The sequence below is a fragment of the Flavobacterium sp. genome (genome assembly GCF_044349645.1).
GTDB lineage: Bacteria > Bacteroidota > Bacteroidia > Flavobacteriales > Flavobacteriaceae > Flavobacterium.
In genome coordinates, this window is sequence record NZ_JBIKQP010000019.1 from 1 (window position 1) to 25,480 (window position 25,480).

24 protein-coding genes are annotated in these 25,480 nt (G+C 31.7%); 9 read left to right on the forward strand and 15 right to left on the reverse strand.

The features are described from left to right. On the forward strand, positions 1-181 hold a 181-nt coding region (locus AC9UFV_RS05405; protein ID WP_509573614.1), incomplete at its 5' end, for a hypothetical protein. A gap of 63 nt (positions 182-244) precedes the next feature. Next, positions 245-979 (forward strand): 23S rRNA (guanosine(2251)-2'-O)-methyltransferase RlmB, encoded by a 735-nt coding sequence (gene rlmB / locus AC9UFV_RS05410; RefSeq protein ID WP_509573616.1) that lies wholly within the window; start codon positions 245-247, stop codon positions 977-979. Positions 980-1,018: 39 nt separating this feature from the next. Here the strand turns inward: rlmB and AC9UFV_RS05415 are convergent, their stop codons facing one another. Next, a complete protein-coding gene (locus AC9UFV_RS05415) occupies positions 1,019-1,771 on the reverse strand; it encodes a rhomboid family intramembrane serine protease (RefSeq protein ID WP_509573686.1) in 753 nt (250 codons plus the stop codon). Between the two features lie 297 nt (positions 1,772-2,068). On the opposite strand from AC9UFV_RS05415, the gene AC9UFV_RS05420 reads away from it, so the two are divergent. Beyond that, positions 2,069-3,346 carry a replication-associated recombination protein A gene (locus AC9UFV_RS05420; protein ID WP_509573619.1) on the forward strand — a complete coding sequence of 426 codons (1,278 nt, stop codon included), beginning with the start codon at positions 2,069-2,071 and terminating at the stop codon, positions 3,344-3,346. Here the strand turns inward: AC9UFV_RS05420 and AC9UFV_RS05425 are convergent, their stop codons facing one another. From AC9UFV_RS05425 to AC9UFV_RS05440, 4 genes are read right to left on the reverse strand one after another with little or no spacing between them, the layout of a single operon-like run. Beyond that, positions 3,347-4,057, reverse strand: a complete 711-nt coding sequence (locus AC9UFV_RS05425) for a hypothetical protein (RefSeq protein ID WP_509573621.1) — start codon at positions 4,055-4,057, stop codon at positions 3,347-3,349. 3 nt (positions 4,058-4,060) lie between these two features. Continuing rightward, positions 4,061-4,741, reverse strand: coding sequence for a YjjG family noncanonical pyrimidine nucleotidase (locus tag AC9UFV_RS05430; protein ID WP_509573623.1), 681 nt, complete (start codon positions 4,739-4,741; stop codon positions 4,061-4,063). Positions 4,742-4,765: 24 nt separating this feature from the next. Then, the gene (radC, locus tag AC9UFV_RS05435) at positions 4,766-5,458 is read right to left on the reverse strand and encodes a RadC family protein (protein WP_509573625.1); all 693 of its coding nucleotides are present in this window, start codon (positions 5,456-5,458) and stop codon (positions 4,766-4,768) included. A gap of 52 nt (positions 5,459-5,510) precedes the next feature. Beyond that, entirely contained in the window at positions 5,511-6,866 is a 1,356-nt protein-coding gene (locus AC9UFV_RS05440) for a UDP-N-acetylmuramate--L-alanine ligase (RefSeq protein ID WP_509573627.1), read from the reverse strand. 342 nt (positions 6,867-7,208) lie between these two features. Between AC9UFV_RS05440 and AC9UFV_RS05445 the strand changes: the two genes are divergently transcribed. The 3 genes from AC9UFV_RS05445 to AC9UFV_RS05455 are packed head-to-tail and all read left to right on the forward strand — an operon-like array spanning position 7,209 to position 9,558. Next, positions 7,209-7,886: an SDR family NAD(P)-dependent oxidoreductase gene (locus AC9UFV_RS05445; RefSeq protein WP_509573629.1), complete on the forward strand. Its 678-nt coding sequence runs from the start codon at positions 7,209-7,211 to the stop codon at positions 7,884-7,886. Positions 7,887-7,896: 10 nt separating this feature from the next. Further along, a complete protein-coding gene (locus AC9UFV_RS05450; RefSeq protein WP_509573631.1) occupies positions 7,897-8,496 on the forward strand; it encodes a SprT-like domain-containing protein in 600 nt (199 codons plus the stop codon). Positions 8,497-8,499: 3 nt separating this feature from the next. Then, positions 8,500-9,558, forward strand: coding sequence for a mannose-1-phosphate guanylyltransferase (locus AC9UFV_RS05455; RefSeq protein ID WP_509573633.1), 1,059 nt, complete (start codon positions 8,500-8,502; stop codon positions 9,556-9,558). Between the two features lies 1 nt (position 9,559). On the opposite strand, the gene AC9UFV_RS05460 is transcribed toward AC9UFV_RS05455, so the two are convergent. From AC9UFV_RS05460 to AC9UFV_RS05470, 3 genes are all read right to left on the reverse strand, one after another. Beyond that, on the reverse strand, positions 9,560-10,324 hold the full coding sequence (locus AC9UFV_RS05460) for an ABC transporter ATP-binding protein (protein WP_509573635.1): 765 nt from the start codon (positions 10,322-10,324) through the stop codon (positions 9,560-9,562). After that, positions 10,324-11,070, reverse strand: a complete 747-nt coding sequence (locus tag AC9UFV_RS05465; protein WP_509519582.1) for an MlaE family ABC transporter permease — start codon at positions 11,068-11,070, stop codon at positions 10,324-10,326. Before AC9UFV_RS05465 ends, AC9UFV_RS05460 begins: the two co-directional genes overlap by 1 nt. Before the next feature lie 84 nt (positions 11,071-11,154). Continuing rightward, the gene (locus AC9UFV_RS05470; RefSeq protein WP_509573637.1) at positions 11,155-12,006 is read right to left on the reverse strand and encodes a glycosyltransferase family 2 protein; all 852 of its coding nucleotides are present in this window, start codon (positions 12,004-12,006) and stop codon (positions 11,155-11,157) included. A gap of 61 nt (positions 12,007-12,067) precedes the next feature. On the opposite strand from AC9UFV_RS05470, the gene AC9UFV_RS05475 reads away from it, so the two are divergent. Both AC9UFV_RS05475 and AC9UFV_RS05480 read left to right on the forward strand, forming a co-directional pair. Further along, positions 12,068-12,970, forward strand: a complete 903-nt coding sequence (locus AC9UFV_RS05475) for a glycosyltransferase family 2 protein (RefSeq protein ID WP_509573639.1) — start codon at positions 12,068-12,070, stop codon at positions 12,968-12,970. Between the two features lie 2 nt (positions 12,971-12,972). Continuing rightward, positions 12,973-14,439, forward strand: coding sequence for an MATE family efflux transporter (locus AC9UFV_RS05480; RefSeq protein ID WP_509573641.1), 1,467 nt, complete (start codon positions 12,973-12,975; stop codon positions 14,437-14,439). Here the strand turns inward: AC9UFV_RS05480 and AC9UFV_RS05485 are convergent. The 3 genes from AC9UFV_RS05485 to gcvP all read right to left on the reverse strand — a co-directional run bounded on the left by AC9UFV_RS05485 (position 14,436) and on the right by gcvP (position 18,913). Next, entirely contained in the window at positions 14,436-15,494 is a 1,059-nt protein-coding gene (locus AC9UFV_RS05485) for a 3-oxoacyl-ACP synthase III family protein (protein ID WP_509573643.1), read from the reverse strand. The two genes, AC9UFV_RS05480 and AC9UFV_RS05485, sit on opposite strands and share 4 nt — an antisense overlap. A 117-nt stretch (positions 15,495-15,611) precedes the next feature. Next, positions 15,612-15,995, reverse strand: a complete 384-nt coding sequence (locus tag AC9UFV_RS05490; protein ID WP_509573645.1) for a group III truncated hemoglobin — start codon at positions 15,993-15,995, stop codon at positions 15,612-15,614. A gap of 68 nt (positions 15,996-16,063) precedes the next feature. Continuing rightward, the gene (gcvP, locus tag AC9UFV_RS05495; protein WP_509573647.1) at positions 16,064-18,913 is read right to left on the reverse strand and encodes an aminomethyl-transferring glycine dehydrogenase; all 2,850 of its coding nucleotides are present in this window, start codon (positions 18,911-18,913) and stop codon (positions 16,064-16,066) included. 140 nt (positions 18,914-19,053) lie between these two features. Between gcvP and AC9UFV_RS05500 the strand changes: the two genes are divergently transcribed. After that, positions 19,054-19,875, forward strand: a complete 822-nt coding sequence (locus AC9UFV_RS05500; RefSeq protein ID WP_509573649.1) for a UbiA prenyltransferase family protein — start codon at positions 19,054-19,056, stop codon at positions 19,873-19,875. A gap of 31 nt (positions 19,876-19,906) precedes the next feature. Here the strand turns inward: AC9UFV_RS05500 and AC9UFV_RS05505 are convergent, their stop codons facing one another. From AC9UFV_RS05505 to AC9UFV_RS05520, 4 genes are all read right to left on the reverse strand, one after another. Beyond that, complete coding sequence (locus AC9UFV_RS05505; RefSeq protein ID WP_509573651.1) at positions 19,907-21,934, reverse strand: M3 family metallopeptidase; 2,028 nt, start codon at positions 21,932-21,934, stop codon at positions 19,907-19,909. A 120-nt stretch (positions 21,935-22,054) separates the two neighbouring features. Then, positions 22,055-22,537 carry a 5-(carboxyamino)imidazole ribonucleotide mutase gene (gene purE / locus AC9UFV_RS05510; RefSeq protein ID WP_509573653.1) on the reverse strand — a complete coding sequence of 161 codons (483 nt, stop codon included), beginning with the start codon at positions 22,535-22,537 and terminating at the stop codon, positions 22,055-22,057. An 86-nt stretch (positions 22,538-22,623) separates the two neighbouring features. Further along, positions 22,624-23,769, reverse strand: a complete 1,146-nt coding sequence (locus AC9UFV_RS05515; RefSeq protein WP_509573655.1) for a 5-(carboxyamino)imidazole ribonucleotide synthase — start codon at positions 23,767-23,769, stop codon at positions 22,624-22,626. 63 nt (positions 23,770-23,832) lie between these two features. Next, complete coding sequence (locus AC9UFV_RS05520) at positions 23,833-25,479, reverse strand: DUF1501 domain-containing protein (RefSeq protein ID WP_509573657.1); 1,647 nt, start codon at positions 25,477-25,479, stop codon at positions 23,833-23,835. Position 25,480: the final 1 nt, after the last annotated feature.

The window sequence follows — 25,480 nt, forward strand, 5'->3', positions numbered from 1 at the left end:
TTTAGGAACTTTAGCTGGTGCTTCTTTAGATAGAGATCCTGCTGATTATGCTTCAGCTTCTTGGAACATTCCAGGTGCAAACCCAACTAATTTATCTTTAACTAGCTACAAATGGGCTTTACCTATTTCACAAGCTGAGTTAAATGCAAATGGTGGAATCCAACAAAATACAGGATATTAAAATCATACATTCTAAATTTATAAAACCATCCTAATCGGGATGGTTTTTTTATATATTTGCAAAATGGAAAAAGAACACTTAATATTTGGAATACGCGCAATAATTGAGGCAATTCAGTCTGGAAAAGAAATTGACAAAGTCTTTGTGCAAAAAGAAATTTCAGGGGAATTAATGAAAGACCTTATGAAAGTGATGAAGAGAAATAATACTAATTTCTCTTACGTTCCTGTTGAAAAATTAAACCGACTTACACCTAATAATCACCAAGGGGTAGTAGCAAGTATTTCTCCTATTTCCTTTTTTGATTTAGAATCTTTAATAGAAACAGTAATTGAAAACGGGAAAAAACCACTTTTTCTTATACTTGATCAAATTTCAGATGCTAGAAATTTTGGCGCAATAATTAGAACAGCTGAATGTACTGGAGTAAATGGAATTATTATTCAAAAATCGGGAGCTGCTCCTGTAAATGGTGATACTGTTAAAACTTCTGCTGGTGCCGTTTTTAATATTCCAATTTGCAAAGTGGAACATATTAAAGATGCGATTTTCTTACTTCAAGCAAGTGAAATAAAAACTGTTGCCGCTACTGAAAAAACTGATCAAAATATTTATGACATTTCTCTTAACGAACCTGTGGCTATCATTATGGGATCTGAAGATAGAGGTGTAAATCCTTCAGTATTAAAAATTGTTGATGAAAAAGCAAAGCTTCCTATGTTTGGAACAATAGGCTCACTTAATGTTTCTGTGGCTTGCGGGGCTTTTTTATATGAAGCTGTTCGACAAAGACAATAATTAAAATAAAACATTTCTAAATGGATTAAAGTTCTGGTTTTAATCCATTTTTTTTTCTTTAAATTCGTAGTTGACTGAATGACTTGAATTAAAATAAGTATCAATTTCAGGATCTTCCTCAACAATAGGTGGATTTACAAAATTTCCGTTTTCATCAAATCGTTGCATAAATTTGTCATTCGATGGATCATAATCTGGGTGTTGCCAATCGTACTTTATGATTTTTTTATATTCAGGGGTTTTATAAATTAAAGCAAATGCAAATCCAGTAATTAAACCCGCAAGATGTCCTTCCCAGGAAATTCCTTCCTTTACATTTGGAAAAATATACCAAATCATACTTCCATAAACTAAAACTACAAGCAATGAAAGCGCTACTAATCTATAATATTTAGTCATAATTCCTTTAAAGAAAATAAAGCTTGCCAATACATAAATCAAGGAACTTGCACCAATATGAAATGATTCGCGACCGATAACCCAAGTTATTAATCCTGAAAGTAGTATTCCGTTTAATAAAATTTTGAAGAAGATATCTCTATAGAAATAACGCAAAGCAGCTAATAATACTAATAGAGGAATAGAGTTGTTATAAAGATGCTCTAGATTTCCATGAAGAAATGGCGCGCAGATAATACCAATTAATCCAAAGAAATTTCTCGGATAAATTCCGAATTGATCTAAATTTAAATGAAAACGAATGTCAACCCAAAATAGAATCCACAATGACATTACAATTAAAAATGGTAATAATATTACTGAAATTGAATATTTAAAATGGTTGTCGTTCATGAAACGTTTATCGTTGAAATTCTTTACAATATAATCAAAAATAAAACCAAAAAAACAAAGTGCTATTTTGTCAGATAAAACCATTAATTACAATTTTTCGAAAACGCTAGCCCAGACCGAAGTGAAAAGCCCGAAGACAAAAACAAGTGATTTTTTCTTGGTTAAAAAGAGCGACCAAAGTAAGCTCCTTTTTAGGCTTAGAAAAATACTTGTTTTGGCGAGGACTTGAAACGGAGTGCTGGATAATGCTCCAAAAAAAAGGAAAAATAGTTTCAAAAAAAATAGTAATTTTACGAGATGGAAGCACCTTTAGCAGAGCGAATTCGCCCTCAAAAAATATCCGAATATATAAGTCAGTTGCACTTAGTGGGACCCAATGGATCACTAACCCAACAAATTGAAAAGGGAATTATACCCTCGTTAATTTTATGGGGGCCTCCTGGAACGGGAAAAACTACCTTGGCGCAGATAATATCTCAGGAATCAAAAAGACCATTTTATGAGTTGAGTGCAATAAATTCAGGAGTGGCGGCAATTCGTGAAGTAATTGATAAAGCGAAACAGAGCGGCGGATTGTTCACTACAAAAAATCCAATTTTGTTTATTGATGAGATTCATAGATTTAGTAAATCACAGCAAGATTCTTTATTGGCAGCGGTAGAAAAAGGATGGATTACTTTGATTGGTGCAACTACTGAAAACCCAAGTTTTGAAGTTATTCCGGCATTATTATCTCGTTGCCAAGTATATGTTTTGAATGCATTTTCAAAATCAGATTTGGAAAGTTTGTTACAGCGAGCAATTAAAGAAGACCGATTTTTAAAATTGAAGAATATCGTTTTGCAGGAAACGGAAGCCATTTTGAGACTTTCAGGTGGTGATGGGCGCAAGCTTTTGAATATATTTGAATTGGTTGTAAATGCTTCAAGTGAGGAAGAAATAATTATTACAAATGAAAAAGTACTTCAATTAGTCCAGCTAAATACCGTTTTATATGACAAAACGGGTGAGCAACATTATGATATAGTTTCGGCCTTTATAAAATCGATTCGTGGAAGTGATCCAAATGGCGCAGTATATTGGTTGGCTAGAATGATTGAAGGTGGCGAAGATGTTAAATTTATTGCTCGTCGAATGTTGATATTATCGAGCGAAGATATTGGGAATGCTAATCCTACAGCGTTCATAATGGCAAATAATACTTTTCAAGCAGTTTCGACCATTGGTTATCCCGAAAGCAGAATTTTACTAAGTCAATGTGCTATTTATTTAGCTACTTCTCCAAAAAGTAATTCGAGTTATATGGCCATAAATGAAGCTCAACAAGTGGTAAAACAAACCGGAGATTTGGCAGTTCCAATTCATTTACGAAATGCTCCTACTAAATTAATGAAGGAATTGGGTTATGGAGAAGACTATAAATATTCGCACGATTTTGCAAATAATTTTGCGGAACAAGAGTTTTTACCTGAAGATATTTCAGAAACCAAACTTTATAATCCAGGGGAAAATCCTAGAGAAAATGGCACACGTGAATTTTTAAAAAATCGTTGGAAAGATAAATACGGTTATTGATTATAAATTTACAATATTTAATTTTTCGGAAACAAATTTTTCATTTTCATAATAATCGAAAATCCATTCATTATTGTTTTTGTAAACAACTCCTGATCTCATAGCTTCTTCAACAATAAAAATTGAAGGATTATTAGTTTTGGCGATGGTCAATACTAAATTAGGAATGTCAGTGTCATTAGTTAATAATTGAAATAAATTTTCACCTAACGGTTTTGCAAATAACTTTTGATTTACAATTGGTACTTTAACATCGTTATTGACATTGCTAATGCGATTATCATTACCACTATATTTATATTCCAATTTATCAAATGAAGAAAACGCCTCACGCAACGCTTGATTATAAGCAACTTTTAATTCTTTTTCCCTGCTTTTTCCTTCAACTGAAGTAAATACTTCCGCATTTTTACAGTCTTTTAAAACCACGGTCAATTTAGTTACAAATAAATTTCCATTACTTTTTACATCAACAAATACTTTTTTACAGTCACTTTCAGCTACTTCACTTGGTAAAATATCATTATCAAAGTAGGCTATAAAACCATATTTCTCCATTAATAATTTTGTAAGTGTGTTTAACCGATATTGGTCTTTTTCCTTAATGAATTCAAATTTTGAAGGCACAATAGCATATTTATAATCATTTAATGATTGAGAATAACTTATGCTCGTTGCTAAAAACAGCAATATAAATAGTATTTTTTTCATAATTTAAAGGTGTTTTTTTAATTCTAATAAATGTGAAACTTGTTTAATATTATTATACGATTTTGAAGGATCTATATTGAATAAAATGGCGTCCATACCAAAATTTAAAGCTCCATTTACATCTGCATCGATACAATCTCCAATCATAATACTGTTTGATTTAGAGGCCTTAGCTTCTTTTACTGCATATTCAAAAATCAAAGGATTTGGTTTTTTTACCCCAGCCATTTCTGAATTGGTCACCGTATCAAAATAATGTTGAATATTTGAATTTTTCAATTTGTTCCCTTGAATTTCTTGAAATCCATTGGTTATAATATGCAAATTGTATTTTGGTTTTAGATAGTCTAAAATTTCAATTGCACCATCAAAAAGGTAATTGAATTTTGGTAAATATTCGATGTATTCTTCAGATAAGAAAATTATTTTTTCATCGTCAATTTCGTAATTTAATAGCTGGAACGTGTCTTTTAATCTACCCAAACGCAGCTCAAATTGGGTTATTCTATCAACTCGATACAACTCCCAATATTTAATATTTATAGGTACATAATGAAAAAGAAATTGTTGTAAATCGACATTAATTGCGTGTTTTTTAAATATAGTTTCAATAGCTAAGGCTGAATTTTTTTCAAAATCCCAAAGTGTGTGATCTAAATCAAAAAATACATGGTCAATTTTCATATTTAATTTCTATTTGCTTTAAGCTTATAAAATCCCTTCATCTGTAAAACTCAAAAATCCGTGTTCGGTGATAATTAGATGGTCTAAAATAGTAATATCTAAACTATCAGCAGCTAATTTTATTTTTTTTGTAATCTTAATGTCGGCATCACTGGCTTTTAAAGTTCCAGAAGGATGATTGTGACAGAGAACAATTCCTGTAGCTCCAATTTCTAATGCATGCTTAAATATCAATCGAACATCAACTAAAGTTGCGGTTATTCCACCTTTACTCAACTGCGATTTTGAAACAATTGTATTGGAATTATTGACATAAATTATCCAAAATTCTTCGTGAGGTAATTCTCCAATTATAGGCTGCATAATTTCAAAAATCATCTTACTAGAAGTTATTTTTTTTAATTCTGCGGCTTCCTCTCCCCTTCTTCGTCGGCCCAATTCCATTGCAGCAATTATAGAAATAGCTTTTGCTTCGCCAATTCCTTTGAAAGTTAGCAATTGCGATAATGATAATTTTCCTAAAGCATTCAAGTTATTATCCACACTGGACAAAATCCTTTTGCTCAATTCGACTGCGCTTTCATTCCTACTTCCTGAACCTATTAATATTGCTATTAATTCGGCATCGCTTAAAGCAGCTTTTCCTTTTAACATTAATTTCTCTCGTGGACGGTCGTCTTCTGACCAATTTGTAATTGGGAATGAATTATTTTCCATTGAATAATAAGATAATTGGCGTTTAATAATAAAGTGAAAATAATTCTGTTAATTACTCAATCAAAGCTTTAACATCATCAAAGTTTAAACCTCCATAATTTCCAGAACTCATCAATAAAAGTGCTGAATTTTCAAAATTGATATTGAATAAATACTCTTTAAAAGCAGCAGGATTAGTATAAATAATCAAATCTTCGCGGTTGAACGCTTTTGCAATTTGATCGTAAGTAACTTCTTCCAGCTGTTTTATTTTAACTGCATCTGGCGAATAAAAAACCACTGCAACATCAGCATATTCTAGTGCGCCTTGATATTCTTTAAGAAATTCAGCATTCAAACTACTGTAAGTGTGCAATTCTAAACACGCAACTAAAGTTCGATTTGGATATTGTTCTTTAACGGCTATGGTAGTTGCTGCTACTTTACTTGGCGAATGTGCAAAATCTTTATAGGCAACTTTCATTTTACTTTCTGCAATTTTCTCTAAACGCTTTGAGGCACCTTTAAAACTAGCAATTGCTTCATAAAAATCGGCTTCGTCAACGCCCATGTTTTGGCAAATCCATTTTGCACCAGCCAAATTATTTAAATTATGAGCTCCAAAAACTTCAATTGGCATTGCACCCTCTGGAGTTTCTAATAAGGTAACTCCGTCTTTTACGGAATATTCCGGGGTTGAATATGGTAATTTACGAATAGGATTTGTGGCAGCTTCCGCCACTCTTTTAACTTCTAAATCATCTTCATTATAAACCAAAATGCCACCGTTGGTAATCATTTTGATGAAAATTTCAAACTGTTCAACATAATTTTCATAGGTTGGGAATACATTAATATGATCCCACGCAATCCCCGAAATCAATGCGATATTTGGTTGATATAAATGAAATTTTGGACGTCTATCCATTGGCGAAGACAAATATTCATCTCCTTCAAGGACGATAAAATCGTTCTCTTCTGTTAAATGAACCATTGTGTCAAATCCTTCTAATTGTGCACCAACCATATAATCAACTTGAATATTATGGAAATGCATCACGTGCAGAATCATGGAGGTAATTGTTGTTTTTCCATGGGATCCGCCAATTACAACTCGAGTTTTATTTTTTGATTGTTCGTATAAAAATTCAGGATAAGAATAAATTTTCAATCCTAATTCTTGCGCTTTAAGTAATTCGGGATTGTCTGCTTTTGCGTGCATTCCTAGAATTACAGAATCGATCTCGGAAGTTATTTTTTCAGGAAACCATCCTAATTGCAAGGGTAAAATTCCTTTTTTTTCTAATCTGGATTTTGAGGGTTCAAAAATAGCATCGTCACTTCCTGTAACTTGATATCCTTTATTATGCAATGCCAATGCTAAATTGTGCATCGCGCTTCCTCCAATTGCTATAAAATGAGTACGCATTATTTAACTTATTTATGAATGTTTAATTTTTTATTTCTTCTAAAATTGACTTTGCTTTTTCGGGCTATCCAATTTTATTTTTATTCAAATTGGAGGGAACTCGATAAGCATTTTTTGACTTACAAATTTCTAATGCGATAAATTTATTACTATCTTAGGCTTTCATGTCAAAGACTTCTCCACATTTGTAATAACAAATTTCAACATTGTCAAAAATAAGAAATTAAGATTAGAATTACTTTGAAATTAATAAAGGATTTAGATAATTTTATTTATTTTAAAATTATAATTGTATATTAGAAAACCTTAAGATATTTATTAAATTTTATTTAATTTAGCATCATGAAAAACATAATAGTTACAGGTACTTCACGTGGGATTGGATTAGAATTAGCATTGCAATTTGCAAATGCTGGTCACCATGTTTTAGCTCTTTCAAGAAAAATACCTCAAATATTAATTGAAAATAATAATGTCACTTGTCTCTCCGTAGATTTGTCTAAGGAAGAAGATTTAACACAAGTTGAACAATTTTTAGCTTCTTCAATGAAAAAAATAGATGCAATAGTTCACAACGCTGGAGCATTATTATTGAAACCATTTGAAGAAACTTCAACTGAAGAATTTGAAAATATCTACAAGGTGAATGTTTTTGGGGTTGCTAATTTGACTAGAATTTGCCTACCATTTCTTTCAAAAGGAAGCCACGTTGTTACGATTAGTAGCATGGGAGGAATTCAAGGGAGCATGAAATTTGCAGGATTATCAGCTTACAGTTCTAGTAAAGGGGCGGTAATTACACTTTCAGAATTACTTGCAGAAGAATACAAGGAACAAGGAATTTCCTTTAATGTGTTAGCATTAGGAGCTGTGCAAACAGAAATGTTAGCCGAAGCATTTCCGGGTTATCAAGCGAATTTATCGGCAGCAGAAATGGCCAATTACATTTTTGATTTCACCTTAATAGGAAATAAATATTACAACGGAAAAGTTATACAAGTATCATCATCAACGCCTTAAATTAAAATTCTTGAACGAAACATTATCAAAATATATCCCAGAACAAGCTGTCAATCCAGTTTTTGAATTAATCGTAGCCAACCAAGTTCATCTTAAAATTGTAAATGAAAGAGTTACAAGACATGGAGATTATAGAAGGGGCTCAAGCGGCAAACATGAAATTACTGTAAATGCCAATTTGAACAAATACAAATTCTTAATTACATTAATACACGAGATTTCCCATTTAGTTGCATTTGAAAAATTTGGTAGAAATATAAAACCTCACGGAGACGAATGGAAATATAGCTTTCAATTATTAATGGTGCCTTTTATAAGGCCAGAAATTTTTCCGCCAAATTTATTGCCTTTATTAGCTCGACATTTTAAAAATCCAAAAGCGAGTAGTGATACTGATGCTACATTGTCTTTGGCATTAAAACAATATGACGCTGAAAACGATAAAAACTATATCTTTGAACTTCCTTACGGAAGTGTTTTTAGAATTTCAAATGGGAAAATATTTAAGAAAATTGCACAAAGAGTAAAAAGATATGAATGTGTAGAAATGAGTTCCGGGCGAACTTATTTATTTAATCCAAATGCAGAAGTAGAGCTTTTAAAAAATTAGAAAATGAATAAAAATTATTATGCCATTCTAATGGCTGGTGGAGTTGGATCAAGATTTTGGCCTGTTAGTACAACTGAATTTCCAAAACAATTTCATGATATGCTTGGATCAGGCGACACCTTAATACAAAAAACTTTCAGCAGATTATCAAAACTTATTCCTGTTGAAAATATTTTAATTCTAACTAATGAAAAATACAATGACTTGGTTTTAGAACAATTGCCAATGGTAAAACAAGAGCAGGTTTTATTGGAGCCTGCGATGCGAAATACCGCACCCTGTATTTTATATGCCTCTTTAAAAATAAAAAAACAAAATCCCGATGCTGTAATGGTAGTTGCTCCAAGTGACCATTGGATTGAAGATGAAGCGCTGTTTACTGAAAATTTAAAGCAATGTTTTGACTTTTGTTCGAATGAGAATTCTTTGATGACATTAGGTATAAAACCTACTTTCCCAAATACTGGATTTGGATATATTGAATATAATAAATCAGATAATAACCCAATAAAAACGGTTAATCAATTTCGTGAAAAACCAGATTATGAAACTGCAAAATCATTTCTTGCAAGTGGAAATTTTTTATGGAATGGAGGAATTTTTATTTGGTCTGTAAAATCTATAGTTGAAGCTTTTGAAAAATTCCAACCTCAAATGACTGGATTGTTTTTAAAAGGATATGAAAATTACAACACCAATTCGGAATCCGATTTTATTAATGAAAATTATGCAAATGCTGAAAATGTATCAATTGATTATGCTATTTTAGAAAAAGCCAAAAACGTTTATGTTTTACCAGCTACTTTCGATTGGAATGATCTTGGAACTTGGGGTTCATTGCATGAAAAATTAGATAAAGACGAAAATAATAATGCAGTTGTTAATGCCACCGTTTTATTAAAAAATTCTTCAAGTAATATTATTAGCACATCGAAAGATAAATTGGTGATTATTGATGGGTTAGAAGATTTTATTGTGGTTGATAAAGACAATGTTTTACTTATTTATCCGAAATCAAAAGAGCAGGAAATTAAAGGAGTAGTTGCCAGTTTAAAACAATAATTTACTTGCCCATTAGGTAGGCTTCACGAACTTTTTTAAACAAATTCGAAGAATATACAAAATCAACTATTGCTTGGTTGTCGGTTCTAAAGACCTCTTCTTTATTGCCTTCCCAAGCTTTTAATCCGTTTTTAAGGAAAATTATTTTTTCTCCAATTTCCATAACGGAATTCATATCATGAGTATTTATAACGGTTGTAATATTGTATTCTTCCGTGATTTCTTTAATCAAATTATCAATTAAAATAGCCGTATTTGGATCTAATCCAGAATTAGGTTCGTCGCAAAATAAATATTTTGGATTATTTACAATTGCCCTTGCAATAGCTACACGTTTTTGCATTCCGCCGGATATTTCGGCAGGATATTTTCCGTTTGCATCAATGAGATTTACTCTTTTCAAAACGAAATTTACTCGATCTTGAATTTCAGATTTAGAATTATTGGTAAACATTTTCAAAGGAAAACCTACGTTATCTTCAACTGTCATAGAATCGAAAAGAGCGCTTCCTTGAAAAACCATCCCAATTTCTGTTCGTAATTCTCTTTTATCTTCTGCAGGTAAATCAGAATATATTCTTCCGTCAAATGAAATAGTTCCAACTTCTGGCGAATGAATTCCAAGTAAACTTTTAAGTAATACTGTTTTTCCAGAACCACTTTGCCCAATAATTAAATTGGTTTTTCCAGTCTCAAAAATTGTCGAAACTCCTTTAAGTACTTTGCTTTCGCCAAATGACTTTTCTATGTTATTTATTTCTATCATTAGGTCAAAAGAAGTTGCGTTAAAATATAATTCACAGCAATAATTGAAACAGAAGCCCAAACAAAGGAAACAGTACTTGCTTTTCCAACTTCAAGCGCTCCACCTTTCATATAATATCCATGAAAGGAAGGAATTGTGGCTAAAATAAGTCCAAAAATAAATGTTTTTATAAATGCGTAAGCGATATGAAATGGAATAAACTTTTGTTGTAACCCAGATACAAAATCAGCTTCGGTACCAAAACCTCCATAAACAGCAGCGATATAACCACCTGATATACCAATAAACATTGAAATACCAATTAAAAAAGGATACAATAACAATGCAACTAATTTAGGGAAAACTAAATAATTTAGGGAATTTACTCCCATTACTTCCAAAGCGTCAATTTGCTCTGTAACTCTCATAGTTCCAATACTTGACGTTATAAATGAACCCATTTTTCCTGCCATTACAACCGAAATAAAAGTAGGTGCAAACTCTAAAATTACAGATTGTCGGGTTGCAAATCCAATTAAGTATTTAGGAATTAAGGGATTCGTTAAATTTAAGGCTGTTTGAATTGCTACAACTCCCCCAACGAAAAACGAAATAAACGCTACAATTCCAAGAGAACCAATAATTAAATCGTCAATTTCTTTATAAATGAGAACTTTCATAACCGACCATTTAGTAGGCTTTTTGAAAATTTCACCCCACATCATGAAGTATTTTCCGATTTGCGATATGTAACGAATAAGCATCATAAATTAAATATATTGGCGAAATTAACGATAAGTTGCGACTTTTGAATTATTAGGGATGTTAATTTTGAAAAATCAGTTATTTGATTATTTGAAGATTTTTTCTTTCATCTTTTTTAATCGATAATTTCTTATAAATTTCGCTTGTTCATTGGAAACCAAAAGCGGTTTATGATTAAATTTTGCTCTCAAAAACCCTTGAATATAATCCAAAAACAACAATGGTTTCCCTTTCAAAAAAGCCAATTTCATTGAAGCAATAGAGGTAATAAAAAAACCATAACCAATTGAATAGAAAGCTTCTCCTTGTTTGAATCGCGCAGTTTTATTGTAATTTGCTCCGGTAGGTTTTAAATGTTTAACTTTTAAAGTAGCATCCGTAACTACTTTCCATCCGTAAAATTTACAAAGCAATTCGTCAACTGTATCCCAACCCATTGCTGGTTTTAAATTCCCAATTTGAAGGAAACATTCTTTTTTATAAGCTTTAAATGCTCCGCGAATATGGTCTTTATCGGTTAGGTTTTCCAAAATCCATACGCCATTTTTTTCTATGTAAGCAAATCCGCCTGCCATTCCAATTTTACTATCACTTTTAAAATGATTTAAAATTGTCTCAAAATAATTATTTGGCAAAATTAAATCAGCATCCAATTTTACGATAATATCATAATTCGAATCTACTGTTTCAAATCCTTTATGAAAAGCTTGAATAACTTTACTTCCTGGCATGTGAATCGCTTCTGAAGTTTTGTTTACCAATGAAATATAAGAATGGTTTTTACTGAAATTATCAACAATTGTAGCAGTTTCATCAGTAGAATTATCATTTACGACTACCACTTTTGAAGGCAAAACAGTTTGTGAAACTAATGATTCTAATGTCAAGGCAATAAAATCAGCTTCATTATGGGCCGGAATAATAATGTAATATTTCATTTTTTTACAAAGTCTACTGCAAATATCATTATTTTTGTAGTGATTAAAAAATAACTTTCATTTGAAAAAGAAAATAGCTGTTGTTATTGTAACTTTTAACGGGGCAATTTGGTTAAAAAAGAACTTGAATTCACTTTTAAATTCAAATTACCCAATTGATATTATTATCGTTGACAACGCATCAACCGATAAAAGCATCTCTACCATTAAGGAATTTAGCACAGTTGAACTTATTCAAAATAAAGAAAATTTAGGCTTTGGCAAAGCCAATAATATAGGAATTGATGTTGCACTTAAAAAAGGAGCAGACGCAGTTTTTTTATTAAATCAGGACACTTGGGTTTATGAAAATACAATCTCAAGTTTAGTTGAAGCCTTATTCGAAAAACCAAATTTAGGCATAGTTAGTCCTTTACACTATTCAGCTGATGAAATAACTTTTGATGAAAATTTCAATACATATTTCAATAGATTTGAAAAAGTAGAAGATTCAGAATCGATTCGAATAGTTCCTTTTATTAATGCTGCCGCATGGTTAGTTTCAAAAGAATGCTTTACTAAAACCGGCTATTTTGATCCAATATTTAGTCATTATGGTGAAGACAGGAATTTCTGCGAACGAGTTAAATACCATGGATATAAAATTGGGGTGGTGAAAAATTCTGCAATTTGTCATGACCGAATTGTAAAATTGAATCCAAATAAAATAGAATTACAATCAAAGTATTTGGTTTTAAATCAGATGATTAATTGTAATAATTCACTTTTTATTGCAGTACTTTTAGGATTAAAATCGGTTTTTGGGTTATCAAAATTTCATTTTTCAAATCTAGGTGTACTAAAGTCAATTTCTATATTTATTAAACTTTTATTGTATTATTTTAACTTACTTTTGAATATTGGAATGTTATTAAAAATTCGAAAAAAATCAATTAAAGGGATAAATGGTGTTTTACCACTATAATTATGTCAAATAAAGAAACTCACAAACAAGCTTTTTTCTTTACCATAATTAATTATGTAGGAATTCTTATTGGAATTATTTCTACACTTTTTATTTATCCAAAAAACAAAGAAATGCTTGGGATTTTTAGATATGTAGAATCTTTAGCTCAAATTTTATTTCCAATAATGCTTTTAGGAGCTTCACAAACGCTAATTAAATTTGGACCAAAATTAGATTCTAAACAAGAAAAACAACTATTTTCATATAGTGTTTTATCCATTTTTTCAATCGGATTTATTTTACTTTCATTAATAGGATTAACTTCATTAATTCCGGCATTATCAGGTTTAAAATATATTTACTTGGCTTTCCCAATTGGATTTTCACTGGCTTTAATCGATTTGTTTAAAAAACAATCTACTATTATTGGTAAAATAGCAATCCCTACTTTTTTTGATAATATTATTCCAAAACTTATTTTACCAATAATCTTTTTATTGGTTTTAAACCAATATTATTCTATTCAAGAGTCACTACTTTTCTATATTATTTCCTATGGATTGATAGCTGTATTTGTTGGGATTTACCTGTTTTATTACTTCAAACCAAAATTTGAATTTGATTATAAATCATTATTTTCAGAAATTAATAAGAAAGAAATGTACCGCTTTTCGATGTTTGCATTTGCTGGAAGTTTGGGTTCAGTATTTGCCTTTCGAATCGACTCCATTATGATTCCAAAGTTTATTTCTATGGAAGCAAATGGTACTTTTAGCATCGGAGTTACATTGGCTTCAGCCCTAGCGGTGCCTGCAACAGGGATTTTTATTTTATATGCACCAATAATTTCAAACTACATTAAAAACAACCAAATTTCAGAACTTGATTTAAAATACAAAGAAATTTCAAAGCTGCTTTTCTTTATTGGAGCGCTACTTTATAGTTGTATTTTCTTGGGAATTAATAATTTATTTATGCTGTTGCCAACTCATGAAAATCTAATTGATTCAATTCCTGTAATCTTGATTTTAGGATTTAATGTATTGATCAATATGGGAACTGGATTTAATGGGGAAATAATTACGTATTCTAAATATTATAAATTCAATTTAATAGCAATTGGATTATTGATTATATTAAATGTATCTCTTAATCTATTATTTATAAAAGTACTAAACTACGGAATTGAAGGAGTTGCGGTTGCCTCTTTGATTTCCATGATACTCTTTAATTTATCGAAATTGTTATTTATTTATAAGAAATTCAAAATCTTACCTTTCGATTATTCGTATTTAAAATTGATTTTGGTATTTGTATTAGTATTATTAACTAGCTACTATTTACCGATAGTAAACAACCATTTATTGAACTTAATATACAAAACACTATTCTGCTTGTCATTAAATCTATTGGTTATTTACAATTTAAAATTAGTTTATTCTTACAATTTTTGGCTTGAAAAAACGATTCAGAAATTGAGATTCTAATATCGATAAACAAAAGCGTTAATATTCATACCTGCTCCTACCGAAGCAAAAAGTAAAATATCGCACTTTTTTATTTCATGATTTTCAAGTTGGTTATTCACCAATAAATCATATAAAGTTGGAATCGTTGCCACGCTACTATTTCCTAAAAAGTTAATGCTCATAGGCATAATTCCATCAGGTGGAGTTTGATTGTATAATTTATAAAAACGGTTTATAATTGCTTCATCCATTTTTTCATTGGCTTGATGTATTAGAATTTTCTTCACCTCTTCAATTGCGATTCCACTTTTCTCCAAGCAGCTTTTCATGGCTGTGGGAACATTGCTTAAAGCAAATTCGTAAATTTTTCTACCATGCATTTTTATATAAAAAACATCTGGATCTAAATCATTATTAAACGATTTTCCATAAAAAAGATAGTCTTTTTCGGTATAAGTATAGGAAGCGCTTTCGTGAGATAAAATACCACAATTTTCATCAGTAGTTTCTACAATGGTTGCTCCTGCTCCATCAGCATAAATCATAGAATCACGATCGTGAGGGTCTACAACTCTTGATAATGCCTCTGCGCCAATAACCAAACATTTTTGAGCCATTCCAGATTTAATTAAAGCATAGGCTTGTAACATTCCCTCGATCCATCCTGGACAACCAAAAAGGATGTCAAAAGCGACACATTTTGGATTTTGAATTTGTAATTTATTTTTTACACGAGCGGCTAAACAAGGCAAAGCATCCGATTGAATGGTTCCACTCTTAATATCTCCAAAATTATGAGCAACAATAATATAATCTAACGATTCTGGATCAATTCCCGAATTTTTTATTGCTTTATCAGAAGCCAAATAGGCCATATCGGAGGTAATTAATGAGGTTTCTGCATACCTTCTTTCTTCAATTCCAGTAATGCCTTTGAACTTTCCAATTACGATTTCATTGCTATAGGCGAATGGTGTTCCGTCTTCATTCATGAAATGATGATTGGTAAAATCTAAATTACTTACAATAATTTCTGGTAGGTAACTTCCGGAGCCTGTTATTTTTATGTTCATCGCATTGAAATATAATTACAAGCTAATTTAATAATTAAAATCGTTAATTAACGATAAATCAACCTAATGAAGTGTGTAATTGTGAATTAATCAAATAATAAGTTCAATAGTTATTGATTATTTATTTTTATTATCAATATTTATTTTAATTTGCATTATGGTTGCCAAACTTAAAGCTTGAGTTTTGATTTTTTCAGCATTTGTTCCAACAAAATTATCATCAACCGAGTTATTAAAGTGATTTAGCCAAATGGTAAATAACTCAGGTGTTAGATTTTCTTTTTCATTAATATCCAGGTGAATTTTAGTTAGATTATTGAAATACCCACCGGTATCGAAAATTGCTTGTGACCAAAATGTAACTAATATCGGTAAATGTTCTTCCAACTTAATTTTCACAACATCCGTAAAAATGTAACTTATAGAAGCATCTGACAATAATCTTTTATAAAAATTATCGACTAAATAATATAAATCGTCTTGGTTTTCAATATCTTTCATATTCAAAAATAAAAAAATCCATCTCGAAATTTGACTTTTGAGATGGATTTAAGTTAAAATTATATTGTTTAATTTTCCATATACGCTTCAATTGGGGCGCAAGAACAAACTAAATTTCTATCACCGTAAGCATCATCAGTTCTTCTAACGGTAGGCCAAAATTTGTTTTCAGAAATGTATTCCAATGGAAAAGCTGCTTTTTCTCGGGTGTAAGGAAAATTCCAAACATCAGCTGTAACCATTGCTAGTGTGTGAGGAGCATTTTTCAAAACAGTATCGTGATCTTCAATGCTGCTTGCCTCAATTTCTTTTCTAATTTCAATCATTGCATCACAAAAACGATCCAATTCTTCTAAATTTTCACTTTCAGTAGGCTCTATCATCATGGTTCCTGCAACTGGAAACGAAACTGTAGGAGCGTGAAAACCATAATCCATTAAACGTTTTGCAATATCGGTAACTTCAACACCTTTTTGTTTAAACGGTCGACACTCTATAATCATTTCATGAGCCGCACGACCCATTTCGCCAGAATACAAAGTATCATAATGACCATTCAAACGCTCTTTTATATAATTTGCATTTAGTATTGCATATTTAGTAGCGTTGGTAACTCCTTCAGCTCCCAACATTGAAATGTATCCATAAGAAATCAAACATACTAAAGCAGATCCCCAAGGTGCAGCAGATATTGCTGTAATTGCATTTTCACCACCAGTACAAACTACAGGATTTGAAGGTAAAAACGGAACTAATTGCGGTGCAACACAAATTGGACCAACACCAGGACCACCTCCACCATGTGGAATTGCAAATGTCTTATGAAGATTTAAGTGGCAAACATCAGCGCCTATTGTAGCTGGATTTGTTAATCCAACTTGAGCATTCATATTGGCCCCATCCATATAAACTTGACCTCCATTATCGTGAATTATTTGAGTAATTTCTCTAATAGCGCTTTCAAAAACTCCATGAGTAGATGGATAAGTTACCATCAAACAAGATAGTTCGTCTTTGTATAAAATTGCTTTTTCACGTAAATCGTCAACGTCAATGTTTCCGTTTTCAAGGGTTTTAGTAACAATAACTTTCATTCCGGCCATGGCTGCAGAAGCAGGATTTGTTCCGTGTGCCGATGATGGAATTAAGGCAATATTTCTATGGTGATCTCCACGAGATTGATGATAAGCACGAATAACCATTAGACCAGCATATTCTCCTTGAGCACCTGAATTTGGTTGCAAAGTAGTCCCAGCAAAACCAGTAATTTCATTCAATTGTTGCTCTAATTTTGTCAACATTTCTTTGTATCCTTGTGCTTGTTCAAATGGAACAAATGGGTGAATATTATTCCACATTGGATTACTCAAAGGCAACATTTCAGCAGCGGCATTCAATTTCATTGTACATGAACCAAGAGAAATCATTGAATGATTTAAAGCCAAATCTTTTCTTTCCAACATTTTAATGTAACGCATCATTGCAGATTCTGAATGATATCTGTTGAATACTTCGTGTTTTAAAAATTCTGAAGTTCTTTCTAAATGTTCTGGAAAATGATTCGTAGAAGTTAATTCTTGAATTGAAGTTGACTGAGTTCCATTTGCAGCAGCAAAAACTTCGAGAATTTTATTTAAATCGGAAATACTTGTAGTTTCATTCAAAGAAATTGAAACTGAAGCATCGTCAATGTAATAGAAGTTAATTTCATTTTCTAATGCCAACTTGTTCACTTTCTTAGCGTCTGCTTTTACAACAATAGTATCGAAAAAGGCATTATTAGTTTGTTCATAACCTAGTTTCTTCAATTCATTTGCTAATGTCGCAGCTGAAGCATGAACTTTATTTGCAATATATTTCAATCCTTTTGGACCGTGGTAAACTGTGTACATACCGGCCATAACTGACAATAATACTTGTGCTGTACAAATATTTGAAGTTGCTTTATCTCTTTTAATGTGTTGCTCACGAGTTTGCAATGCCATCCTTAAAGCACGATTTCCGTTGGTGTCAACTGTAACTCCTATGATTCTTCCTGGCATACTTCTTTTAAACTCCTCTTTTGTAGCAAAATAAGCAGCGTGAGGACCACCGTAACCTAACGGAATTCCAAAACGTTGCGTTGTTCCTAAAACTACATCAGCTCCCATATCTCCTGGAGGAGTTAATTTTACTAAGCTTAAAATATCTGCTGCAACGGCAACTTTAATTTCATTTTCTTTAGCTTTTGCAATAAAAGAAGCGTAATCATGAACTTGCCCGAATTTACCTGGATATTGTAAAATTGCACCGAAAAATTCATTTGAAAAATCAAAAGTTTCGTGATTTCCAATTACCAATTCAACACCAATAGGGGCTGCTCGAGTAATTAAAACAGAAACAGTTTGAGGTAAAATTTCTTCAGAAACAAAGAACTTACAAATATTATTTTTCTTTTGATCACGAGTTCTTACGTCAAATAAAAGAGCCATTGCTTCAGCAGCAGCAGTACCTTCATCCAACAAAGAAGCGTTAGCAATTTCCATCCCAGTTAATTCAATAACCATAGTTTGAAAATTTAAAATTGCTTCCAAACGTCCTTGAGCTATCTCCGCTTGATAAGGTGTGTAAGCAGTGTACCAACCTGGATTTTCAAAAATATTTCTCTGAATAACTGCAGGAACAATCGCTTGATTGTATCCTAAACCGATATAGGTTTTAAACACTTTGTTTTTATTTCCCAATTCAGCAATATGATTTGAAAACTCATATTCTGACATTGCAGGTGCTAAATTTAATGGTTTTTTTAATCGAATATCTTCAGGAATAGTTTCAAGAATCAATTGATCAAGTGACGTTGCACCAATTGTTTTTAGCATATGTTGAAGCTCATTTTCATTTGGTCCAATATGTCTTAAAGCAAAAGCATCTGTTTTCATATTTTTATTAAAAGTGTTGATGTTATTTAGAAGTGCAAATTTATGTATTAAATTCAAAATTTTACGGGATTTTGAAGCCAATTTCTAAGTATTTTTCAACTAAAAGCCATTCTTATTAACAGTTTAATTATTTTTGTTTAATGAAGCAATTAAAACAACTTTTTGATTTTTACCTCGATTCGAGTACTCATATTGCTTTGTCGTGTTTTGCACTTGTGAATTGCACTTACTTAACCTTAAACATTTCAATAAATTATTCAGTCGCATTTTTTGCGTTTTTTGGAACAATTGCTGGCTATAATTTTGTAAAATTTGATGCCTTGGCCAGAGCCAAAAAAAATAACATGAGTTCGAAATTAAAAGCAATTGCAGGATTGAGTTTTCTCGCCTTAATAATTGGAATTTACTACTTCCTAGAACTTGAAAAAATCACTAAAATTATTGCATCCGTAGTTTTAATTTTGACCATATTATACACTTTACCCTTTTTCCCAAATAAAAAAAATGCGCGTAATTGGGCGGGATTTAAAATTTACATCGTGGCTATTTGCTGGGTTGGAGTAACATTACTCCTGCCAATAATTAATTGCGAATATAAAATAAATTTCCAAATAGGAATACTAATCCTCCAGAGATTACTTTTAATATTTTCATTAATATTAATATTTGAGATAAAAGATTTGAAAAATGACGATCCCCATTTAAAAACTGTACCACAACAAATTGGTGTTGCAAAAACTAAAAATCTCGGTTTGGTTTTGTTGATTTTATTTATCGGTATTGGATTTTTCAATGATAATATCAATAATCAATATTTAGAATCACTTTTGAATTCAGTAATTGCAATTGTGATAGGTTTTTTTCTGTTTTTTTCTAATGAAAATCGATCAAAATATTTCACTGATTTTTGGGTTGAAAGTACACCCATTGTTTGGTGGCTTTTGTATTTATTCTCAAAATAAAAAACCGAAGCTTTCACTACGATTATACTAATTATATCAATCCTGCTCTTTTAATTAAAGCATCCGGTTTTGGCTCTTGTCCTCTAAAACGTTTATACAAAACCATTGGATGTTCTGTTCCGCCTTTAGAAAGTACATTTTCTTTAAATTTTGTAGCTACCTCAACGTTGAAAATTCCTTTTTCTTGGAAAAAGGCAAACGCATCAGCATCGAGAACCTCAGCCCATTTATAACTGTAATATCCTGAAGAATACCCACCTTGAAATATGTGAGAAAAAGCAGTACTCATGGCATTTTCTTTCACGTCTGGATACAATTGAGTGGCAGAAAATTGTTCTGTTTCAAATGTTTTTAGATTCAATATAGTAGTTGGGTCTTGGCCGTGCCAACCCATATCTAACAATCCAAAACTCAATTGTCGTAAAGTTGCCATTCCTTCTTGAAAACTCGCACTTTCTTTAATTTTTTGAATTAATTCCATTGGAATCATTTCATCTGTTTGATAATGATGAGCAAATAATGACAAAGCCTCCGCTTCATAACACCAGTTTTCCATAATCTGGCTTGGTAATTCTACAAAATCCCAAAACACACTTGTTCCTGACAAACTTGGGTAAATTGTATTTGCTAAAATACCATGCAAACCGTGTCCGAATTCATGAAACAAAGTGGTAACTTCATTAAAAGTTAATAAAGAAGGTTTCGTTGCTGTTGGTCTTGTGAAATTACAAACATTTGAAATGTGAGGTCTTTCATTTTTATTATCTAAAACAAATTGCGATTTAAACGAGGTCATCCAAGCACCATTTCTCTTGCCTTTTCTAGGAAAGAAATCAGCATAAAAAACGGCAACAAGTTCGTTGTTTTTATCTTTTACTTCAAAAGTTCTAACCTCTTCATGGTATTTATCAATGTCGAAAATCTCGGTGAAAGTTATTCCATAAAGTCTTTCTGCGATTGTAAATGCGCCTTCTAAAACCTTCTCCAATTGGAAATAAGGTTTCAAAATCTCATCATCCAAATTGAACAATTGTTGCTTCAATTTTTCAGAATAATACGCTCCATCCCATTTTTCTAGTTGGTCAATTCCGTCTAATTTCTTTGCAAATGCAGCTAATTCTTCAAATTCTTTTTGAGCTGCAGGTTTGGCTTTTGCTAATAAATCATTTAAAAATGAAATTACTTGTTCCGGTGTTTGCGCCATTCGCTCTTCTAAAACATAATGAGCATGGGTTTTATATCCTAATAATTGCGCTCTATCAAAACGTAGTTTGGCAATTTTAAGAACGATGTTTTGATTATCGAATTCATTATTTTGAAATCCTTTTGAACCAAATGCAATTGCCATTTTTTTTCTTAATTCTCTATTATCTGCGTAGGTAAGAAATGGAATATAACTTGGGTGATCAAGGGTAAAAATCCAACCTTTTTTATCTTGGCTTTTAGCCAATAGATGGGCTGCTTCAATTGTTCCTTCTGGTAATCCTGAAAGATCTCTTTCATCGGTGATATGCAATTGAAAAGCTTGTGTTTCGGCCAATACATTTTCCCCAAATTGCAAACTTAATTTAGACAATTGCATGTCGATTTCTCGTAATTTACTTTTTTTATCTTCCGATAAATTAGCGCCGTTTCTAGAAAAACTCTTGTATTTTTTTTCTAATAATGTGGCTTGTTCAGTATTTAAATTAAGTGACTCTTTTTGATCGTAAACTGCTTTTACTTTTGCAAATAAAACTGAATTTAATCGAACATCGTTTCCAAATTCTGATAATAATGGTGAAATTTCTTGGGCTATTTTTTGCATTTCATCACTTGTTTCTGCCGAATTCAAATTGAAGAAAATACTTGAGGCTCTATCCAAAACATCACCTGAAAATTCCATCGTCACAATTGTATTTTCAAAAGTTGGTTTATCTGGATTATTAACAATTGCATCGATTTCGGCTTTTGCAATTTCGATACCCTTTTTTATTGCTGGAAGATAATCTTCATTTTTAATTTGAGAAAAAGGAGCCGTATTGTGTTTTGTATTGAAATACTGAGTTAAGATATTCATGTTATGTTTATTTGAATTGCAAGATGTTATGGTTAGCCCCGATAGCAATGGAAATCCTTTTCTTTTTTTCTTAAAAAAGAAAAGATTGAAATGTATAGCGGGAAATAGCTTCTAAAATGATTACTTTTTAAGATTTTCAGAAGATTTATTTACCGAATCTTTCAAGCCTTCTTTATACAAAATAATTTTGTCTAATACACATTTATCTTGAGTGCCGATGATTTGGGCTGCAAGAATTCCTGCATTTTTGGCTCCGTTTAAGGCTACAGTTGCCACTGGAACGCCGCCTGGCATTTGCAAAATTGACAGAATAGAATCCCAACCATCAATAGAATTACTTGATTTAACTGGGACTCCAATTACTGGAAGTGGCGACATTGAAGCGACCATTCCGGGTAAATGAGCAGCTCCTCCTGCTCCAGCAATTATAACTGAAATCCCAAGTAGATGTGCATTTTTACTAAACTCTACTAATTTTTCTGGGGTTCTGTGTGCCGAAACAATATCTACTTCAGTTTCAATATCAAAACCATTTAGAATGTCAATTGCATCTTGCATTACTGGCATGTCGGAAATACTTCCCATTATTACGGCTACTTTCATTTTTTTAATATTTAAATATTGAAATTTAAAGATTTAAAAAAATTTGTACTACTTTTTGAATCTTTAAATCATTTAATTTTTTATTTTCAACTTATTACCCTAATTGTATTTTTAACGTTTTCGGCAATTTTTCGGGCTTCAACCATATTTTCATTTACGATAGTAACGTGTCCCATTTTTCTGAAAGGGCGCGTTTCTTTTTTACCATAAATATGAGGCGTTACTCCATTCCAACCCATTATGGTTTCTATGTTTTCATAAACCACATCACCTGAAAACCCTTCGGCACCAACCAAATTTACCATTATCCCTGCGACTTTACTATCAGTATTTCCTAAAGGTAAATCTAAAATTGCTCGGATATGGTTTTCAAATTGGGATGTATAGCTAGCTTCAATAGTGTGGTGTCCCGAATTATGTGGACGTGGTGCAACTTCATTAACGATAATTTCGTCATCGATTGTTTGAAACATTTCGACTGCTAAAAGTCCAACATGATTGAATTTTTCAGAAACATTTAAAGCAATTGCACGAGCCTTTTCAGCTACTTTGTCATCAATTCGTGCTGGACAAATTACATATTCTACTTGGTTTGCTTCTGGATGGAATTCCATTTCAACTACGGGATACGTTTTAATTTCTCCAGACACATTTCGACAAACAATCACAGATAGTTCATTTTTGAACGGAATCATTTCTTCAGAAATGCATTCTACATTTGGTAAATTGTCTAAATCTGAAAGTGTTCGAATAATTTTTACTCCCATTCCGTCATAGCCAAATTCAGTGCATTTCCATACAAATGGTAATTTCAAATTTTGTGACTCTTCAATAAGCGATTCTAAATTTTCAAATCTTTTGTAAGCTGCTGTAGGAATATTATTATTCGAATAAAAATCTTTTTGAATTCCTTTATTCTGAATTAATCGAAGTGTTTTTGGAGATGGAAAAACTTTAACTCCTTCGCTTTCTAATTTTTCTAAAGCATCTAGGTTTACCAATTCAATTTCGAAAGTTAACACGTCGACTTGCTTTCCGAAATAATAAACGGTATCAAAGTCCATTAAATTTCCTTGAAAAAATTTATTACAAGCTATTTTACATGGTGCTTCATGACTTGAATCGAGTACGAAAGTTTGAATATCGAATTTTCGAGTATCGTACAACATCATTTTTCCTAACTGACCTCCGCCAAGGATTCCTAATTTAAAATCTGAAGAAAAATAATTCATTAAAATAAATTTTTCACAAAGATACTTTAAAAGAGTAAAAATAAAAAGTTACACTATTTAAAATTATCTACGGACAATTATTCTCTTTGTAAAACTTCCATTATTGGTCTCTACTTTTAATGTATAAATTCCAGTTGCTAAATTTTGAACATCTATAGAATAACTATCTGAAGTCATTGGATTTCTAAAGGTAGCAACTAATTTACCATCCAAAGAATACACAGAAACTACATTAATTGAATTATTAACTGAATTTATATTTACAGTTTCCACTGTTGGATTTGGGTATACTACAATATCACTTCTATTTGTAAAATCGTTAGTTGATAATAACGAATTGTTGTAGCAGTTAGGAGGTACTGCGAATTCAGTTTTTATCATATTACTGACTTTACTATTTGCAAAACCTTGATTCGTAGTAGCATTATAAAAAGTTAAATCTAATGTTTGGTTACTGGCTCCAAACCAATCTTGAAGAATTGTACTAAAAACGCGACGATAATCGTGCTGTACAGTTTGTACTTGATAGTTATTAGCAGATACTGCTTCTGAAAGATTGATATTTGTTCCTGAAACCCCAGGATTTATTGATTTTCCAAAAACAAACATTGGAGCAATTTCACCATGATCAGTTCCTAAATTACCATTTTCACCCGCTTTTCTTCCAAATTCAGAAAAGGGAACTGCAATTACATCATCTCCTAAATTCTGATTATTTAAATCGGTAATAAAAGAATTTATAGCTTCTGAAACTTGTGTTAAAAGATTGGCATGAGTCCCTAAATGAGTAGTTGTATTTGAAGCAACTTGAATATCATGGGTATCAAAACCTCCTATTTTTACTAAATACACCTTTGTTTGTAAACCTCCCGAAATGAATTTAGCTACTGTTTTTAACTGGTTTGCCAAACTTGTTGAAGGATAGGTAACACTTGCTGAGTTGGTTCCACCTCTAAAAGCTGATGAAATACTTTGAGCATATAAATTTGTTTCGGCATCGCTAGCTAAAATAAAACGGATTAAATCTCCATATTCAGAATTGGGAATTGAAGTTGGCGGTGCCCCTCCTAAACCATTTAAAACTGAGTAAAAACCAGCAGGATCTTGCCCATTTATATTAATTGACATTCCGTGTTCAATTTCTCCATGAAATCCCAAAGAATTATCGCTACTTCCTAATTGGATCCCCAAAGGAAAACTAGCAGATAAGAAATTACTATAATAATTTTCTAAAAATCTTCCAATCCAACCACTATCAATATTATTATTGGCAGAAGTTCCGTCACCACCAGTCAACCATAAATCGGTAGACTTAAAGTGTGATTTATCTTGAGATGGATATCCAACACCTTGAACAATTCTCATTAATCCTCGGTCGTACAAACTTTTAAATCCCGTTAGTGCTGGGTGAAGTCCAATTTGATTTGCCAAAGGCAAGGTAGTGTCTAAATTAATTAAACCATTAGTTTGGCCTGCATTATTTAATTTTATGTTAGGGCGCAAAGCTGCATAAGTATCGTATTGATTTAAGGGGACTACCGTATTTAGTCCATCATTTGCACCAGATAATTGAACCAATACTATTTTTTTTGCATTCACATTTGGGCAAGTAGTCATTCCAGCCGATTTAAATAGAGCGAATACTTCCGTTGGCAAAAGCGATAATGCTGATGCTGATGCGGTTAACTGAATAAAGTTCCTTCTTTTCATA

Coding starts and splice junctions, on each gene's coding strand:
- rlmB (WP_509573616.1), top strand. CDS start 245: ATGGAAAAAGAACACTTAATATTTGGAATACGCGCAATAATTGAGGCA.
- AC9UFV_RS05415 (WP_509573686.1), bottom strand. CDS start 1,771: ATGAACGACAACCATTTTAAATATTCAATTTCAGTAATATTATTACCA.
- AC9UFV_RS05420 (WP_509573619.1), top strand. CDS start 2,069: ATGGAAGCACCTTTAGCAGAGCGAATTCGCCCTCAAAAAATATCCGAA.
- AC9UFV_RS05425 (WP_509573621.1), bottom strand. CDS start 4,057: ATGAAAAAAATACTATTTATATTGCTGTTTTTAGCAACGAGCATAAGT.
- AC9UFV_RS05430 (WP_509573623.1), bottom strand. CDS start 4,741: ATGAAAATTGACCATGTATTTTTTGATTTAGATCACACACTTTGGGAT.
- radC (WP_509573625.1), bottom strand. CDS start 5,458: ATGGAAAATAATTCATTCCCAATTACAAATTGGTCAGAAGACGACCGT.
- AC9UFV_RS05440 (WP_509573627.1), bottom strand. CDS start 6,866: ATGCGTACTCATTTTATAGCAATTGGAGGAAGCGCGATGCACAATTTA.
- AC9UFV_RS05445 (WP_509573629.1), top strand. CDS start 7,209: ATGAAAAACATAATAGTTACAGGTACTTCACGTGGGATTGGATTAGAA.
- AC9UFV_RS05455 (WP_509573633.1), top strand. CDS start 8,500: ATGAATAAAAATTATTATGCCATTCTAATGGCTGGTGGAGTTGGATCA.
- AC9UFV_RS05460 (WP_509573635.1), bottom strand. CDS start 10,324: ATGATAGAAATAAATAACATAGAAAAGTCATTTGGCGAAAGCAAAGTA.
- AC9UFV_RS05465 (WP_509519582.1), bottom strand. CDS start 11,070: ATGATGCTTATTCGTTACATATCGCAAATCGGAAAATACTTCATGATG.
- AC9UFV_RS05470 (WP_509573637.1), bottom strand. CDS start 12,006: ATGAAATATTACATTATTATTCCGGCCCATAATGAAGCTGATTTTATT.
- AC9UFV_RS05480 (WP_509573641.1), top strand. CDS start 12,973: ATGTCAAATAAAGAAACTCACAAACAAGCTTTTTTCTTTACCATAATT.
- AC9UFV_RS05485 (WP_509573643.1), bottom strand. CDS start 15,494: ATGAACATAAAAATAACAGGCTCCGGAAGTTACCTACCAGAAATTATT.
- AC9UFV_RS05490 (WP_509573645.1), bottom strand. CDS start 15,995: ATGAAAGATATTGAAAACCAAGACGATTTATATTATTTAGTCGATAAT.
- gcvP (WP_509573647.1), bottom strand. CDS start 18,913: ATGAAAACAGATGCTTTTGCTTTAAGACATATTGGACCAAATGAAAAT.
- AC9UFV_RS05500 (WP_509573649.1), top strand. CDS start 19,054: ATGAAGCAATTAAAACAACTTTTTGATTTTTACCTCGATTCGAGTACT.
- AC9UFV_RS05505 (WP_509573651.1), bottom strand. CDS start 21,934: ATGAATATCTTAACTCAGTATTTCAATACAAAACACAATACGGCTCCT.
- purE (WP_509573653.1), bottom strand. CDS start 22,537: ATGAAAGTAGCCGTAATAATGGGAAGTATTTCCGACATGCCAGTAATG.
- AC9UFV_RS05515 (WP_509573655.1), bottom strand. CDS start 23,769: ATGAATTATTTTTCTTCAGATTTTAAATTAGGAATCCTTGGCGGAGGT.
- AC9UFV_RS05520 (WP_509573657.1), bottom strand. CDS start 25,479: ATGAAAAGAAGGAACTTTATTCAGTTAACCGCATCAGCATCAGCATTA.